This is a genomic window from Pseudomonas nitroreducens (genome assembly GCF_014204515.1).
In the GTDB taxonomy this organism is placed as follows: domain Bacteria; phylum Pseudomonadota; class Gammaproteobacteria; order Pseudomonadales; family Pseudomonadaceae; genus Pseudomonas; species Pseudomonas nitritireducens_A.
The window spans coordinates 1-15,651 of the sequence record NZ_JACHLI010000037.1; the positions used below are offsets into that span (position 1 = coordinate 1).

The window sequence follows — 15,651 nt, forward strand, 5'->3', positions numbered from 1 at the left end:
GTAGTGAAACGACGCATCGCCGATGGTAGTGTGGAGTTTCTCCATGTGAGAGTAGGTCATCGTCAAGCTCCTATCCCAAGACCCCTGGTCAGCATAGCTGGCCGGGGGTTTTGCTTTTGCGCGCCGGAAATTGGCCTTGCAATGAGGCTGGGCACTCACTCCAGGAGGCGTAAATCGTCGTCGTGGGGAGTGTCATGGACGGCAGTGAAACTGCGGACGGTCATGGGCGCTGCGAGCTCGAATTCGCAGCGCCAAGGCAAGAGATGTTCGCGAGCAAGCTCGCTCCTACCAAGGGCGTGAGCGGCCCAGTAGAGGCTCTGGAACGCCATTTCCCGCATGTACAGTCCATCCGATTTGACTGGTTACAACCGCCTGCCGGCAGACTGATGGCATTTCATCCAACTGTCACATTTGCGTCATAGAGTCTTCATGCGGTCTGACAATACTGGCCCCCGTTCCATCCAACCCCATTCTCCTCAAGGAGCAAGGCATGAAACTCAAGCGTTTGATGGCGGCCCTGACTTTTGTCGCCGCAGGCGTAGGCACCGCCAGTGCGGTGGCCGCGATCGATCCGGCTCTGCCGGACTACCAGAAAGCCAGCGGTGTGTCGGGTAACCTGTCGAGCGTCGGTTCCGACACTCTGGCCAACCTGATGACCATGTGGGCGGAAGAGTACAAGCGCCTGTACCCGAACGTGAACGTGCAGATCCAGGCCGCCGGTTCCTCCACCGCGCCGCCGGCTCTGACCGAAGGCACCGCCAACCTGGGCCCGATGAGCCGCAAGATGAAGGACGTCGAGCTGCAGGCCTTCGAACAGAAGTACGGCTACAAGCCGACCGCTGTTCCGGTAGCCGTGGACGCCCTGGCGATCTTCGTGCACAAGGACAACCCGATCAAAGGCCTGACCATGCAACAGGTCGACGCCATCTTCTCCTCCACCCGCCTGTGCGGCGGCAAGTCGGAAGTGAAGACCTGGGGTGACCTGGGCCTGACCGGTGACTGGGCCAACAAGCCGGTCCAGCTGTTCGGTCGTAACTCCGTCTCCGGCACCTACGGCTACTTCAAGGAAGAAGCCCTGTGCAAAGGCGACTACAAGCCGAACGTGAACGAGCAGCCGGGTTCGGCTTCCGTGGTGCAGTCGGTCAGCCAGTCCCTGAACGGTGTGGGCTACTCCGGTATCGGTTACAAGACCGCTAGCGTGAAGACCGTTGCCCTGGCCAAGAAAGAAGGCGGCGAGTTCATCGAAGACAACGAGGCGAACGCCCTGAACGGCTCTTACCCGCTGTCGCGCTTCCTCTACGTCTACGTCAACAAGGCGCCGAACAAGCCGCTGAACCCGCTGGAAGCCCAGTTCCTGAAAATGGTTCTGTCCAAGACCGGTCAGCAGGTTGTCGTGAAAGACGGCTACATCCCGCTGCCGTCCAAGGTCGCCGAGAAAGCGATCAAGGATCTGGGTCTGTAATCAGTCCTCCAACCGGGCGGAAATCCCCGCCCGGCATGGGCTGACGCATACTCGACCGGGCCCGCCAGCAAGGCTCTGCTGGCGGGCTTTGTCGCGTCACTTCCATGTCATCTTTCTGTCATATAGGGCCGCTAGGGTGTCACTCCATGAACGACATGGCCAACTCCCCGATGACTTCTTCTCTTCCCGAGCGCATCGATTTCAATACGCCTGCCCTGCAGCGCAAGCGCCGTATCCGGGCGCTCAAGGATCGACTGACCCGCTGGTACGTGCTGGTCGGCGGTCTCGCCGTGCTGGCCGCCATTACCCTGATTTTCTTCTACCTCGCCTATGTCGTGCTGCCGCTGTTCCGTGGCGCCGAGCTGGATGCGCGTGATCCCCTGACTCCGGCCTGGCTGAAGACGGCGCAAGCGCCGCTGCTGCTGAGCATCGAAGAGCAGAACATGGTCGGCATGCGCGTCGCCGCCAATGGCGAAGTGGTGTTCTTCGACGCCAGGAAAGGCGACGAGATGGACCGCGTGGCACTGAAGCTGCCCGCCGGCACCAGCGTGACTTCCATCGCCGAGGACCAGCCGGGTCACCCGACCGTGGCGCTGGGCCTGTCCAACGGCCAGGTGCTGGTGTTCAAGCACAACTACAAGGTCACCTACCCGGACAACCAGAAGACCATCACCCCGCACATCGACTATCCCTATGGCGATGCGCCGATGAACCTGGACACCCAGGGCCGTCCGCTGGAGCACGTGGCCATCGTCACCGGTGATGAAAGCCTGCTGCTCGCCGCTTCCAGCGGTAGCCAGCTGATGCTGCTGGGCCTGACCCAGCAGGAAAACATGCTGACCGGCGAGAGCAGCCTGCAGGAAGAACGCATCAACCTGCCGCAGATCGCCGACCCGGTGAAGGCCCTCTACATGGACCCGCGCAAGCAGTGGCTCTATGTGCTCAACGGCCGCGCCCAGGCGGATGTCTTCGACCTGAATACCCGCCAGCTCAACGGCCGCTACAAGCTGCTGGATGACGCCTCCGCCGAAGTGACCGCCAGCAGCCAGCTGCTGGGTGGCATCTCGCTGATGGTCGGCGACTCCAAGGGTGGCATCGGCCAGTGGTTCATGGCCCGCGGTGAGGATGGCGAACCGCGCCTGTCCCACGTGCGTGACTTCAAGCTGGGCGACCAGCCGATCGCCAGCATCGCCCCGGAACAGCGCCGCAAGGGCTTCCTGGTCCTCGACAAGCAAGGCAACCTGGGCATCTTCCACAGCACCGCGCACCGCACGCTGCTGGTGGAGAATGTCGCTCCGTCCGCCGGCCCGATGGCCCTGTCGCCGCGCGCCAACCGCCTGATCCTCGAACAGGGCGGCGAGCTGCGTCGCTTCAGCCTGAGCAACCCGCACCCGGAAGTCTCCTTCAGCGCGTTGTGGGGCAAGGTCTGGTACGAGAGCTACGACAAGCCGTCCTACGTCTGGCAGTCCACCGCCGCGACCACCGACTTCGAGCCCAAGCTGAGCCTGTCGCCGCTGACCTTCGGTACGCTGAAGGCGGCGTTCTACGCGATGATCCTCGCCGCGCCGCTGGCTATCGCCGCGGCCGTCTACACCGCCTACTTCATGGCTCCGGGCATGCGCCGCAAGGTCAAGCCGGTGATCGAGCTGATGGAGGCGCTGCCGACGGTGATCCTCGGCTTCTTCGCTGGCCTGTTCCTGGCGCCGTACGTCGAAGGCCACCTGCCGGGTATCTTCAGCCTGCTGCTGCTCACGCCGCTGGGCATCCTGGCCGCCGGCCTGATCTGGAGCCGCCTGCCTGAACGCATCCGCCTGAGCCTGCCGGCAGGCTGGGAAGCGGCGATCCTGATCCCCGTGGTCCTCGCCACTGGCGCCTTCGCCCTGTGGATGAGCCCGCACCTGGAAACCATGTTCTTCGGCGGCGACATGCGCCTGTGGATCAGCCACGACCTGGGCATCACCTACGACCAGCGCAACGCTCTGGTGGTCGGCCTGGCCATGGGCTTCGCAGTGATCCCGAACATCTTCTCCATTGCCGAAGACGCCATCTTCAGCGTGCCGCGCAGCCTGACCTACGGCTCCCTGGCCCTGGGCGCCACGCCCTGGCAGACGCTGACCCGCGTGGTGATCCTGACCGCAAGCCCAGGCATCTTCTCCGCGCTGATGATCGGCATGGGCCGCGCCGTGGGCGAGACCATGATCGTGCTGATGGCCACCGGCAACACCCCGGTGATGGACGTGAACATCTTCCAGGGCATGCGGACGCTGGCGGCGAACGTCGCGGTGGAGATGCCCGAGTCGGAGGTGGGCGGGACTCACTACCGCGTGCTGTTCCTCTCGGCACTGGTGCTGCTGTCCTTCACCTTCGTGATGAACACCCTGGCAGAGCTGATCCGTCAGCGCCTGCGCAAGAAATACGCGTCGCTCTGAGCGACGCCCGACGAGGCTACGTTCCGTGAAACAGAAACAGGAATCCGTCAAAGCGTGGTTCGCCAGCGGTTCTCCCTGGGTGTGGATGAACGCGGGTGCGGTGTCCATCGCCGTGATCATGACCATCGGCCTGCTCGCCGTGATCGCCGTGCGCGGTCTCGGCCACTTCTGGCCGGCGGATGTGATCGAGGCGACCTACAGCGTCCCCGGTGAAGCCGCCAAGACCCTGATCGGCGAGGAAGTGCAGATCGAGCAGGTGCCGCGCGAACGCCTGCGCAGCGCCGGCCTGCCGGTGCCGGACAACGGCCCGGAGTTCATGACCCGCGAACTGCTCAAGCTGGGCAACCGCGACCTCTACGGCAGTGACTTCTCCTGGGTGATCGGCGAGTGGCTGACCGACCGTCGTCACCCGGCCGAGCTGGTGACCCTGGAACGCCGCGAATGGGGCAACTTCTATGGCTACCTGCTGAGTGTCAAGGAAAGCGGCAAGGTGGTCGCCGAAGGTGCCGGCGCCATGGCCGAACTGCAGACCCGTCTGAAGCGCGTCGATGAGCTCTATTCCAAGCTGTACCAGCTGGAGAAGAAGGACATCGGCGGCATCAACCACGGCCTGGAGCGCCTGCGCCTGAAAGAGCGCGGCCTGCAGCTGAACAACCAGCTGGACGCCACCGCCGAGGCCGACATCGCCGCCGGCCGCGCCGAGCTGAACGCCCAGTACAAGGTGCTGGAAGAGCAGCTCAACGCCCTGCATGCGGAGTTCAACCGCGACAGCATCGTCATGCGCGACGCCAGCGGCCAGCAGACCGAGATCAGCGTCGGCAAGCTGGTGCACGCCTACCAGCCCAACCAGATGGGCGTCGGCGCCAAGCTGAGCTTCTACTTCAAGAAACTGTGGGAGTTCCTCAGCGACGACCCCCGTGAAGCCAACACCGAGGGCGGCATCTTCCCGGCCATCTTCGGCACCGTGATGATGACCCTGGTGATGGCCGTGATCGTTACCCCGTTCGGCGTGATCGCGGCAGTCTATCTGCGCGAATACGCTCGCCAGGGCCTGTTGACCCGCGTCATCCGCATCGCGGTGAACAACCTCGCAGGTGTGCCGGCGATCGTCTACGGCGTGTTCGGCCTGGGCTTCTTCGTCTACGTGCTGGGCGGCTCGCTCGACCGCATGTTCTTCCCCGAAGCGCTACCGGCGCCGACCTTCGGCACACCGGGGCTGTTCTGGGCCTCGCTGACTCTGGCCATCCTCGCGGTACCGGTGGTGATCGTGGCCACCGAGGAAGGCCTGGCGCGCATTCCGCGCGCCACCCGCGAAGGCTCCCTGGCCCTGGGCGCGACCAAGGCCGAGACCCTGTGGAAAGTGGTGCTGCCGATGGCCAGCCCGGCGATGATGACCGGCCTGATCCTCGCCGTGGCCCGCGCCGCCGGTGAAGTGGCGCCGCTGATGCTGGTGGGCGTGGTGAAGCTGGCTCCGGCACTGCCGGTGGACGGCAACTACCCCTACGTGCACCTGGACCAGAAGATCATGCACCTGGGCTTCCACATCTACGACGTCGGCTTCCAGAGCCCCAACGTCGAAGCCGCGCGCCCGCTGGTGTACGCCACTGCGCTGCTGCTGGTGATGGTGATCGCCCTGCTGAACTTCTCGGCCATCGCCATCCGTAACCGCCTGCGCGAAAAGTACAAGGCGCTGGAAAACTGATTCTGCAGGCGGCGGGCCACGCCCGCCGCCAGGCCTCCCAAGGAGACTGACCATGCAACAAGAAACCGGATCCCACGGCATCGACATCGGCGCGCTCGGCCGCGGCGACCGCCAGGGCATGAACCTGGAAAGCGAGACCGTCGCCCTCGAAGTGCCCGGCCTGAGCCTGTTCTACGGCGAGAAGCAGGCGCTGTTCGACGTCAGCATGAACATTCCCAAGCAGCGCGTGACCGCCTTCATCGGCCCGTCCGGCTGCGGCAAGTCGACCCTGCTGCGTTGCTTCAACCGCATGAACGACCTGGTCGACGGTTGCAACGTGAAGGGCGAGATCCTCCTCGACGGCCACAACATCTTCGCCAAGAACGTCGACGTCGCCGAGCTGCGCCGCCGCGTCGGCATGGTGTTCCAGAAGCCCAACCCGTTCCCCAAGAGCATCTACGAGAACGTGGTGTACGGCCTGCGCATCCAGGGCATCAACAAGAAGCGTGTGCTCGATGAAGCCGTCGAATGGGCCCTCAAGGGTGCTGCGCTGTGGGACGAGGTGAAGGATCGCCTGCACGAGTCCGCCCTCGGCCTCTCCGGCGGCCAGCAGCAGCGTCTGGTAATCGCCCGCACCATCGCCGTGGAGCCGGAAGTCCTGCTGCTCGACGAGCCCTGCTCGGCGCTGGACCCGATTTCCACCCTGAAGATCGAAGAGCTGATCTACGAGCTGAAATCCAAGTTCACCATCGTCATCGTCACCCACAACATGCAGCAGGCCGCGCGCGTCTCCGACTACACGGCGTTCATGTACATGGGCAAGCTGATCGAGTTCGGCGATACCGATACCCTGTTCACCAACCCGGCCAAGAAGCAGACCGAGGACTACATCACCGGTCGTTACGGCTAGTCTCGCGGTCTTGCGTGCGCGGTAGAACTTCCCGGAGAACATCACAAGCCAGCGGCCCGGAGCCTGCGGCTTTCGCGGAGCGAACATGATCAACAAAGAAAGCCTCACCCACCACATCTCGCAGCAGTTCAATGCCGAGCTGGAGGAAGTGCGCAGCCATCTGCTGGCCATGGGCGGGCTGGTGGAAAAGCAGGTCAACGACGCGGTCAACGCGCTGATCGACGCCGACTCGGGCCTGGCCCAGCAGGTGCGCGAGATCGACGACCAGATCAACCAGATGGAGCGCAACATCGACGAGGAATGCCTGCGCATCCTCGCCCGTCGCCAGCCGGCCGCCTCCGACCTGCGTCTGATCATCAGCATCTCCAAGTCGGTGATCGACCTGGAGCGCATCGGTGACGAAGCCTCGAAGATCGCCCGCCGCGCCATCCAGCTGTGCGAGGAAGGCGAGTCGCCGCGCGGCTACGTCGAGGTGCGCCACATCGGCAACCAGGTGCGCAAGATGGTGCAGGAGGCGCTGGACGCCTTCGCCCGCTTCGACGCCGACCTCGCCCTGTCGGTCGCCCAGTACGACAAGACCGTCGACCGCGAGTACAAGACCGCCCTGCGCGAGCTGGTCACCTACATGATGGAAGACCCGCGGGCGATCTCCCGCGTGCTCAACGTCATCTGGGCCCTGCGTTCGCTGGAGCGCATCGGCGACCACGCACGCAACATCGCCGAACTGGTGATCTACCTGGTGCGCGGTACCGACGTGCGCCACCTCGGCCTGACCCGCATGAAGGAAGAAGTGCAGGGCAAGTCCGCGAGCCAGCCCGAGAGCAAGCCCGAATAAGCACCCGCCTGCTGCTCGATGAACCCGGCCTTGCGCCGGGTTCGTCATTTTATGGCCGGACGGTCCCGTGCCAATGGCACGTAGCCACCCGGCAAGGCTATCCTTCGCCCTATCGATTTTCCGGAGATGCCGATGGGCAAGGTCAGTGTGCTGGTGGTGGATGACGCTCCGTTCATCCGTGACCTGGTGAAGAAAGGGCTGCGCGACCATTTCCCCGGTCTGCAGATCGAGGAGGCGGTCAATGGCCGCAAGGCCCAGCAGTTCCTCGCGCGCCAGGCGGTGGACCTGATCCTCTGCGACTGGGAAATGCCCGAACTGTCGGGCATCGAGCTGCTCACCTGGTGCCGCGAGCAGGACAGCCTGAAGACCACGCCCTTCATCATGGTCACCAGCCGTGGCGACAAGGACAACGTGGTGCAGGCGATCCAGGCCGGCGTCTCCGACTTCATCGGCAAGCCGTTCTCCAACGACCAGCTGGTGAGCAAGGTGAAGAAGGCGCTGTCGCGCGCCGGCAAGCTCGAAGCGCTGGCCGCCCAGGCGCCGCAGCGCAGCCTGGTGGGGTCGATGCCCAATGACTCGCTCGCCGCTCTCACCGGTGGCAAGGCCGATGTCGTGCGCCCGGCGGCGCCCGCCGCAGCGCGCCCTGCCGCGGAGGCTCCAGCCCCTGCTGCTGCGGCGCCGGCGGCCCGCAGTGGTGCCAAGGGCCAGCAGGGCCAGTTGCGGCTGCCTTCGATCAGTCTGCCTTGTGTGATCAAGGCGATCAGCCTCAAGGAGGCGCTGCTGGTGGTCAAACGCGGCACGCCGCTGCCGCAGGTGCTGGAGAGCGCCGTGCTGGACCTGGAAGAAGACAGCGATGTCGCCCGCCTCAACGGCTACCTGCACGCGGTGGCGGCGCTGGAGCCCAAGCCGGACAGCGAGTGGCTGCAGCTGACCTTCCGTTTCGTCGACCGCGACCCGCAGAAGCTCGACTACCTGTCGCGCCTGATTGCCCGCGGCAGCACCCAGAAGCATTACGTCCCCGGCGCCTGAGCCGACTGCCCCGCGCCGACCGACGGGCAGTACTGCTTCACACGCCGACCGGCGGCAGGTCGCGACGCAGAGCCTACGCTGCTAGTCTTGCCTGCGTCGCCATACCTATAACCAGAGTCGACATGCTAGGGCGCAGTATCCTCCTGTGCGGTCTATTGGCCGCATCGGGCACGGCTTCGGCCGTGACCATCTACAAGTACACCGACGCCAATGGCGTGGTCACCTACACGGACAAGGCCGTGGCGGGTGCGGCGGTGTTCGTCTTCCGCGATCGCATGGTCGAGCACCTGGAACTGCAGGTGAAGCTGGAGACCAGGAAGCATGCCGGCGGCGAGACGCTGCAGGTGCGCAATGACCTGTACGCACCGGTGGAGGTGGAGCTGAGCGTGACCGGCGCGCAGAACGCCGTGGGCGTGCCGCAGAAGCCGATCCGCTGGGTGCTGGCGCCGCGCAGTTCGATCCGCCTGGCCACCCTGACCGCGCTCGATCCGTCCAAGCCGCTGCGCTACAAGCCCAAGCTGCGCTATGCCCTGGGCGACCCGCGGCCGACGCCGCTGTCCTACCAGTACGCGCTGCCCTGGACCGGCGGGCCGTTCCGCCTGACCCAGGGCGCCAATGGCCGCTACAGCCATTTCACCCCCAAGGGCCGCTACGCCATGGACATCGCCATGCCGGTGGGCACGCCGATCATCGCGGCGCGCGGCGGCACCGTGGTGAAGATCGAGAACGGCCAGGATGGCCGCGGCAAGAATCCGTCCGGCAACTTCGTGCGCATCCTCCACGACGACGGCACCATGGGCGTCTACCTGCACCTGATGCGCGGCTCGGTGCTGGTCCACGAAGGCCAGCGTGTCGCTACCGGTTCGCCGCTGGCGAAATCGGGCAATACCGGCAACAGCAGCGGCCCGCACCTGCATTTCGTGGTGCAGCGCAACGTCGGCCTGGAGCTGGTCTCGATTCCCTACGACTTCTCCCAGCCGGTGGATACCCTGCCGAACTTCGCGGTGGTGAAGGGCAACTGAGCTTCCTCCGGTAAAGAAAAAAGGCTGCCCGAAGGCAGCCTTTTTTCATGGGCGAGGGCAGGACTCAGTCCAGCTTCACCACCTTGGCGAGGACGATCTTCGGGCCCTTCATCTTCTTCACGATGATGCGCAGGCCTTCGGTATCCAGCACTTCCTCTTCTTCCGGCACGCGCTTGAGCGTGTCGTAGACCAGGCCGGCGAGGGTATCCGCCTCGACGTGGTCCAGATCGATGCCCAGCAGGCGCTCCAGCTTGAACAGCGGGGTGTCGCCACGCACCAGCAGCTTGCCGGGCTGGTAGGCGACGATGCCGCGCTCGGCTTTGCGGTGTTCGTCCTGGATATCGCCGACCAGCACTTCCAGCACATCTTCCATGGTCAGGTAGCCGACGACCTTGTGGTCGGCTTCCTCCACCAGCGCAAAGTGCGAGCCGCCCTGGCGGAACTGTTCCAGCAGGCGCGCCAGCGGCAGGTGCTTGGTGACCATTTCCAGCGGGTGGGTCAGCTCATCGAGGTCGAAGGACTCCGGCAGGCTGTCCAGCGTGGCCAGGGCCAGCAGCAGATCCTTGATGTGCAGCAGGCCGATGAACTCGCCCTTCTCGCTGTCGTAAACCGGGTAGCGGCTGTACTTGTGGCGGCGGATGGTGGCGAGGATGTCGTCCAGCGGGGCAGTGCGTTCCAGGTAGACTAGGTCTTCGCGGGAGTTGGCCCAGTCCACCACCTCCAGCTCGCCCAGCTCCACCGCCGAGGCCAGCACGCGCATGCCCTGGTCGCTGGGGTCGTGGGCGCGGCTGGAGTGCAGGATCAGCTTGAGCTCGTCGCGGCTGTAGTGGTGCTCGTGGTGCGGCCCCGGCTCGCCCTGCCCGGCGATCTTGAGGATGGCGTTGGCGCTGGCGTTGAGCAGCCAGATGGCCGGGTACATCGCCCAGTAGAACAGGTACAGCGGCACCGCGGTCCACAGCGACAGCAGCTCGGGCTTGCGGATCGCCCAGGACTTGGGCGCCAGCTCGCCGACCACGATGTGCAGGTAGGAGATGATGAAGAACGCGGTGAAGAACGACACGCCGCGGATGACTTCCTCGGAGTGCACGCCGGCCCAGGCCAGCAGCGGTTCGAGCAGTTCGGCGAAGGCCGGCTCGCCGACCCAGCCCAGGCCCAGGGAGGCCAGGGTGATGCCCAGCTGGCAGGCCGAGAGGTAGGCGTCGAGCTGGTTGTGCACCTTGCGCAGGATGGTGCCGCGCCAGCCGTGCTGGTTGGCGATGGTCTCCACCCGGGTGGAGCGCAGCTTGACCATGGCGAACTCGGCGGCGACGAAGAAGCCGTTGAGCACGACGAGGAACAGGGCGAACAGGATCAGGCCGAAATCGGCGAAATAGGTGAGGAAGTTGCTACTAGGGGAAGGGTCCATGGTTCTGTTGGTTCAAGAATGGACGGACAAGGATGCGGTTCGTGGGGCCTGGCTGGCAAGCCCGTCTGTAGCGCAGGCGAAGTCGGCCATGGTTATGCGCGGCTCTCCACCTGTTGCGGCGGGAAGTGGCAGGTGAAGCTGCTGCCCTTGCCCGGCACGCTGCTGATGTCCAGGGTGCCGCGGTGGCGCAGCAGCACGTGCTTGACGATGGCCAGGCCCAGGCCGGTGCCGCCGGTGCTGGCGTTGCGGCTGGAATCGACGCGGTAGAAGCGCTCGGTCAGGCGCGGCAGGTGTTTGGGATCGATGCCGATGCCGCTGTCCTGCACGGCCAGGTGCGCGCCTTGCTCGTCAGCCCACCAGCGAATGCGGATCTCGCCCTCGTCGGGGGTGTACTTCACGGCGTTGAATACCAAGTTGGAGAAGGCACTGCGCAGTTCCGCCTCGCTGCCCTTGAGCTTCACCTTCGCATCCGCCTCCAGGCTGATGCGGTGGTTGCGGCCGGCGGAGAGCGCCTGGGCGTCGTTGCGGATCGACAGCAGCATCAGGTCCACCGCCACCGGCTTGTTGTCCGCCGGGTAGTCGGTGGCTTCCAGCTTGGCCAGCAGGAGCAGGTCGTTGAGCAGGTTCTGCATGCGTCCGGCCTGCTGCTGCATCTGCTGCAGGGCGCGGGTCCAGCGCGGGTTCACGTCCTCGACATTGTCCAGCAGCGTCTCCAGGTAGCCGGCGATCACCGTCAGCGGCGTGCGCAGCTCATGGGAAACGTTGGCGACGAAGTCCTTGCGCATCTGTTCCAGCTGGTGGACGCGGGTCACGTCGCGCACCAGCATCAGGTGCTCGCCGGCGCCATAGAGGGTGATGTGGAACTGCAGGCGCAGGTTGTCGCTGATCGGCGAGGAGAGCTCCAGCGGCTCGCGGTAATCCTCGCCCTCGAAGTATTCCTTGAAGCGCGGATGGCGCACCAGGTTGGTCACCGGCTGGCCACCGTCCTGCGGACTCTTCAGGCCCAGCAGGCGCTCGGCGGACTGGTTCCACCATTCCAGGTTGCCGTCGCGGTCGAGCAGGATCATGCCGTCGCGCAGCGCCGCGGTGGACTCCTGCATGCGGTCGATCACTGCCTGCAGGCGGCCGCGGGCCTTCTGGTTGCGGCGCTGCAGGTGATAGATGCTGTCGAAGATCTCGCCCCACAGGCCGTAGCCATCGGGCGGTGCTTCGTCGGGCTGGTGGTTCTTCAGCCACTTGTGCAGGCGCAGCAGCTGCCAGGTCGACCAGCCCAGGTAAGCGCCCAGCGCCACGGCGACGGCACAGCCGTACTGGCCGGTGATCAGGCCGAGCAGGGCGCCGGCGGCTACGACTAGCAGCAGGTGGCGTATCAGCACGCCACTCCAGTTCTGGGTCACGAAATTCCGTTCCTTGTGCCCGTCGGGTCAGGGACCCGGTCAGCTTTTGGTCGAGAAACGATACCCGGTGCCGCGCACGGTCTGAACCAGATTTTCGTATACCTCGCCCAGGGCCTTGCGCAGGCGGCGGATATGCACGTCGACGGTGCGCTCCTCGACGTAGACGTTGCCGCCCCAGACCTGGTCCAGCAGCTGGCCACGGGTGTAGGCGCGCTCCTGGTGGGTCATGAAGAACTGCAGCAGGCGGTACTCGGTCGGGCCCATCTCGGCGGGCTTGCCGTCGATGGTCACGCGGTGGCTGATCGGGTCGAGCATCAGGCCGCCGACTTCGATCGGCGTCTCGCTGTCGCCAGCGCCGGTGCGACGCAGCACGGCTTTCAGGCGGGCAACCAGTTCGCGGGGGGAGAACGGCTTGGTGATGTAGTCATCCGCGCCGACTTCCAGACCCTGGATCTTGTTGTCCTCTTCACCCTTGGCGGTGAGCATGATGATCGGGATGGCCGCGGTCAGCTCGTCGCGCTTGAGGCGGCGGGCCAGCTCGATGCCGGAGGTGCCCGGAAGCATCCAGTCGAGCAGGATCAGGTCCGGCTTGCGATCGACGATCACCGCGTGGGCCTGCTGGGCGCTGTCGGCCTCCAGACATTCGTAGCCGGCCATCTCCAGGGCCACGGCGATCATTTCCCGGATCGGAGCTTCGTCATCGACGATGAGGATTGTCTTGCCAACCATGCTGAGGCCTCAGAAATTCTGTGTTGCGCCGCATTAGATAACGGAAATATTTCATGAATGTGACATCCCGATGGTAGCCGAGCCTCGCTGCAGAGCGCTCGTCTATGCTGAACGGGTCGCCGCGCGATTCCTGCGCGGTGCCAACGGAACGCGCCGGCCCGGTCGGCGGCGCGGCCGGCAGAGCCTTTGTCGGATCAAGCGATGACGGTAGTGAGTGCGTTTGTCGCCCTGGCCGGCCCTGCCTGCAAGTCCGCCTGCCTCTGGGTCGAAGCTCGCGCCGTTTCCACCTCACCAGAGGAGAAGCGTGATGAAACTGCTATTCCCGGCCCTGGCACTGGGCCTGATGCTGCCGGCGCTGTCGGCCCTGGCCGCCGAGCCTGCCACGGTGAAAAACGGCATGATGGTCGATGCCAAGGGCATGACGCTCTACACCTACGACAAGGACAGCGGCGGCAAGTCGGCCTGCGCCGGCCAGTGCGCGGAGAACTGGCCACCCCTGAGCGCGGGTGCGGATGCCAAGGCGATGGGCGACTGGACGGTGATCAAGCGCGACGACGGCACCCACCAGTGGGCCTACAAGGGCAAGCCGCTGTACACCTTCGTCAAGGACATGGCGGCGGGTGATATGTCCGGCGAGGGCAAGATGGGCGCCTGGCACATGGCCAAGCCGTAACGGCCTTTCGTAGGAGCGAGGGGGACGCCTAGTTCTTGCTCGCGAATCCGCTTGACGCACATGGCGCCAGGAATGGTTCGCGAGCAAGCTCGCTCCTACAGGTTGGTATTGGCGTAGGAGCGGACTCCGTCCGCGATGGCTTCCGGCGCGATGCGGACCTATCGCGGACGGAGTCCGCTCCTACGTGACGTCTGGCCTTTAGCGCAGGGCAAAGTCCAGCACGGTGCCGAGGAAGATCGCCAGCCCCGCCCAGTGGTTGTGCAGGAAGGCCTTGAAGCACTTCATCGGCTCGCGGTCGCGGGTCGAATGGAACTGCCAGGCGAAGCAGCCGGCCGCCACCGCCAGGCCCAGGTAGTAGGTCAGGTGCATCGCCAGCTTGTTGCCGGCGAGGATCAGCAGCAGAAGCATCAGGCCCTGCAGGCTCAGGTTGATCACCCGGTCGGCGTCGCCGAAGAGGATCGCCGTGGACTTCATGCCCATCTTCAGGTCGTCCTCGCGGTCGGTCATCGCGTAGTAGGTGTCGTAGGCCACCGTCCACAGCACGTTGGCGAAGAACAGCAGCCAGGCCACCGCCGGCAGCGTGCCGCTGGCTGCGGTGAAGGCCATCGGGATGCCCCAGGAGAACGCCGCGCCCAGCACCACCTGCGGGTAGTAGGTGTAGCGCTTCATGAACGGGTAGAGCGCCGCGATGGCCGCGCCGCCGAAGGACAGCCAGATGGTCTGCGCATTGGTGCACAGCACCAGCAGGAAGCTCAGTCCCAGCAGCGTGAAGAAGGCGATCCAGGCCTCGCGCACGCTGATCCTGCCGGTCGCCAGCGGGCGCGCCTTGGTGCGCTCGACGTGGCCGTCGAGCTTGCGGTCGGCGAAGTCGTTGATCACGCAGCCGGCCATGCGCATCAGCACGGTGCCAAGGATGAAGATCGCCAGGTTCTTCGCGCTCGGCACGCCGCCGCTGGCCATCCACAGCGCCCACAGCGTCGGCCAGAGCAGCAGGTAGATGCCGATCGGCTTGTCCATGCGCGTCAGCTGGATGAAGTCCCAGGCGCGGGGATGCAGGCGGGCGAGGGGTTTGATCAGGGCGACGAACATGGCGGCCTCCGGAAAACGATCCGGGAATTATACGGGCTGTTGTTCCAGCCGTTGCCAGAGGGTTGGCAGGAATACTTCGGCGACCAGCACGCCCAGCCCGTCGCGGCTGAAGCAGGAGCGGCGACCCCAGAGGCGCTCGGCGCGTACTTCGGTCGGGAGGCTGGCGGCGGGGTAGCGGCAGACCTCGATGGGTCCGCGCTGGAAGGCGCGGTCGCTGAACAGCAATTCGCCCAGGGAGCGCGTGCCCAGCAGGCGCAGGTCGAAGCCGGAGCCTTCCAGCGCCGAGCGCGCGGCCACGCTGCGGGCAAACACCCAGGGCGTGTCGTGGCCTTTCAGATAGACCTCGCGCACCCAGCCCTGGCTGCCATCGGCCACGCCCAGCGCGGCGCACTCGTCGGTACGCAGGCGGTGCCAGCCCTCGGCCAGCGGCTGCACGGCGAAGGCGCCGGCGGACAGCGCGGTCAGCCGGCGCGTCAGCGAACCCTCGTCGAACAGCCAGTCCACCACCTGGGCGGCGGGAGCGGGGTGCAACTGGGCGGCGGTGAGCCAGCGGGGCGGGTGGATCAGGGCGGCTTCGGGCACGGTTTCGACTGCGGTTGGCCAGGGACGCGGCAGCTTAACATGGCGGCTTTGCGGCTCCGATTGCGTTGTCCGCAACAGTGCCTTGCGCAATACCCCACCAAAGGTTTGGCCGGTCGCGCGCATTTTTCCAGGGGCTTGCACCGCACGCCCATCGCCAGTACAAAGCCGGACATTGGATGCACTGACGTCCAAGCGACAAGAACATGAGGGTGATAGCTGATGAAGAAGTGGCAGTGCGTGGTTTGTGGCCTGATCTATGACGAGAAGCAGGGCTGGCCGGAAGAGGGCATCGCCGCCGGCACCCGCTGGGAAGACGTGCCGGAAGACTGGCTGTGCCCGGATTGCGGCGTCGGCAAGCTGGATTTCGAGATGATCGAGATCGGCTGATCGCGCCAGGATGGATTCTCG

The 15,651-nt window shown here is 65.3% G+C and carries 14 protein-coding genes; 9 read left to right on the forward strand and 5 right to left on the reverse strand.

Annotated elements, in window-relative coordinates; translation table 11 throughout:
* Window positions 1-490: 490 nt before the first annotated feature.
* The 7 genes from HNP46_RS30260 to HNP46_RS30290 all read left to right on the forward strand — a co-directional run bounded on the left by HNP46_RS30260 (window position 491) and on the right by HNP46_RS30290 (window position 9,368).
* Entirely contained in the window at window positions 491-1,462 is a 972-nt protein-coding gene (locus HNP46_RS30260; RefSeq protein ID WP_054910037.1) for a phosphate ABC transporter substrate-binding protein PstS, read from the forward strand.
* A 395-nt stretch (window positions 1,463-1,857) separates the two neighbouring features.
* On the forward strand, window positions 1,858-3,891 hold the full coding sequence (locus tag HNP46_RS30265) for an ABC transporter permease subunit (RefSeq protein ID WP_184596618.1): 2,034 nt from the start codon (window positions 1,858-1,860) through the stop codon (window positions 3,889-3,891).
* A gap of 25 nt (window positions 3,892-3,916) precedes the next feature.
* Window positions 3,917-5,593: a phosphate ABC transporter permease PstA gene (gene pstA, locus HNP46_RS30270; protein WP_184596512.1), complete on the forward strand. Its 1,677-nt coding sequence runs from the start codon at window positions 3,917-3,919 to the stop codon at window positions 5,591-5,593.
* A gap of 52 nt (window positions 5,594-5,645) precedes the next feature.
* Window positions 5,646-6,482: a phosphate ABC transporter ATP-binding protein PstB gene (gene pstB / locus HNP46_RS30275; RefSeq protein WP_184596514.1), complete on the forward strand. Its 837-nt coding sequence runs from the start codon at window positions 5,646-5,648 to the stop codon at window positions 6,480-6,482.
* Between the two features lie 85 nt (window positions 6,483-6,567).
* On the forward strand, window positions 6,568-7,317 hold the full coding sequence (gene phoU, locus HNP46_RS30280) for a phosphate signaling complex protein PhoU (RefSeq protein WP_184596516.1): 750 nt from the start codon (window positions 6,568-6,570) through the stop codon (window positions 7,315-7,317).
* Window positions 7,318-7,449: 132 nt separating this feature from the next.
* Complete coding sequence (locus HNP46_RS30285; protein WP_184596518.1) at window positions 7,450-8,346, forward strand: response regulator; 897 nt, start codon at window positions 7,450-7,452, stop codon at window positions 8,344-8,346.
* Window positions 8,347-8,468: 122 nt separating this feature from the next.
* Window positions 8,469-9,368, forward strand: a complete 900-nt coding sequence (locus HNP46_RS30290) for a peptidoglycan DD-metalloendopeptidase family protein (RefSeq protein WP_184596520.1) — start codon at window positions 8,469-8,471, stop codon at window positions 9,366-9,368.
* A gap of 64 nt (window positions 9,369-9,432) precedes the next feature.
* Here HNP46_RS30290 and HNP46_RS30295 read toward each other — a convergent pair whose 3' ends face one another.
* The 3 genes from HNP46_RS30295 to phoB all read right to left on the reverse strand — a co-directional run bounded on the left by HNP46_RS30295 (window position 9,433) and on the right by phoB (window position 12,899).
* Entirely contained in the window at window positions 9,433-10,773 is a 1,341-nt protein-coding gene (locus tag HNP46_RS30295) for a hemolysin family protein (RefSeq protein WP_184596521.1), read from the reverse strand.
* A gap of 92 nt (window positions 10,774-10,865) precedes the next feature.
* On the reverse strand, window positions 10,866-12,170 hold the full coding sequence (gene phoR, locus HNP46_RS30300) for a phosphate regulon sensor histidine kinase PhoR (RefSeq protein ID WP_184596523.1): 1,305 nt from the start codon (window positions 12,168-12,170) through the stop codon (window positions 10,866-10,868).
* Window positions 12,171-12,209: 39 nt separating this feature from the next.
* Window positions 12,210-12,899, reverse strand: a complete 690-nt coding sequence (gene phoB / locus HNP46_RS30305; RefSeq protein ID WP_184596526.1) for a phosphate regulon transcriptional regulator PhoB — start codon at window positions 12,897-12,899, stop codon at window positions 12,210-12,212.
* A 307-nt stretch (window positions 12,900-13,206) separates the two neighbouring features.
* Between phoB and HNP46_RS30310 the strand changes: the two genes are divergently transcribed.
* Window positions 13,207-13,572 carry a COG4315 family predicted lipoprotein gene (locus tag HNP46_RS30310; RefSeq protein ID WP_184596528.1) on the forward strand — a complete coding sequence of 122 codons (366 nt, stop codon included), beginning with the start codon at window positions 13,207-13,209 and terminating at the stop codon, window positions 13,570-13,572.
* Window positions 13,573-13,770: 198 nt separating this feature from the next.
* Here the strand turns inward: HNP46_RS30310 and ubiA are convergent, their stop codons facing one another.
* Together ubiA and HNP46_RS30320 are read right to left on the reverse strand one after the other, a co-directional pair.
* The gene (ubiA, locus tag HNP46_RS30315; RefSeq protein WP_184596530.1) at window positions 13,771-14,661 is read right to left on the reverse strand and encodes a 4-hydroxybenzoate octaprenyltransferase; all 891 of its coding nucleotides are present in this window, start codon (window positions 14,659-14,661) and stop codon (window positions 13,771-13,773) included.
* A gap of 27 nt (window positions 14,662-14,688) precedes the next feature.
* On the reverse strand, window positions 14,689-15,228 hold the full coding sequence (locus HNP46_RS30320; protein WP_184596620.1) for a chorismate lyase: 540 nt from the start codon (window positions 15,226-15,228) through the stop codon (window positions 14,689-14,691).
* A 234-nt stretch (window positions 15,229-15,462) separates the two neighbouring features.
* On the opposite strand from HNP46_RS30320, the gene HNP46_RS30325 reads away from it, so the two are divergent.
* Window positions 15,463-15,630, forward strand: a complete 168-nt coding sequence (locus HNP46_RS30325) for a rubredoxin (RefSeq protein WP_184596531.1) — start codon at window positions 15,463-15,465, stop codon at window positions 15,628-15,630.
* Window positions 15,631-15,651: the final 21 nt, after the last annotated feature.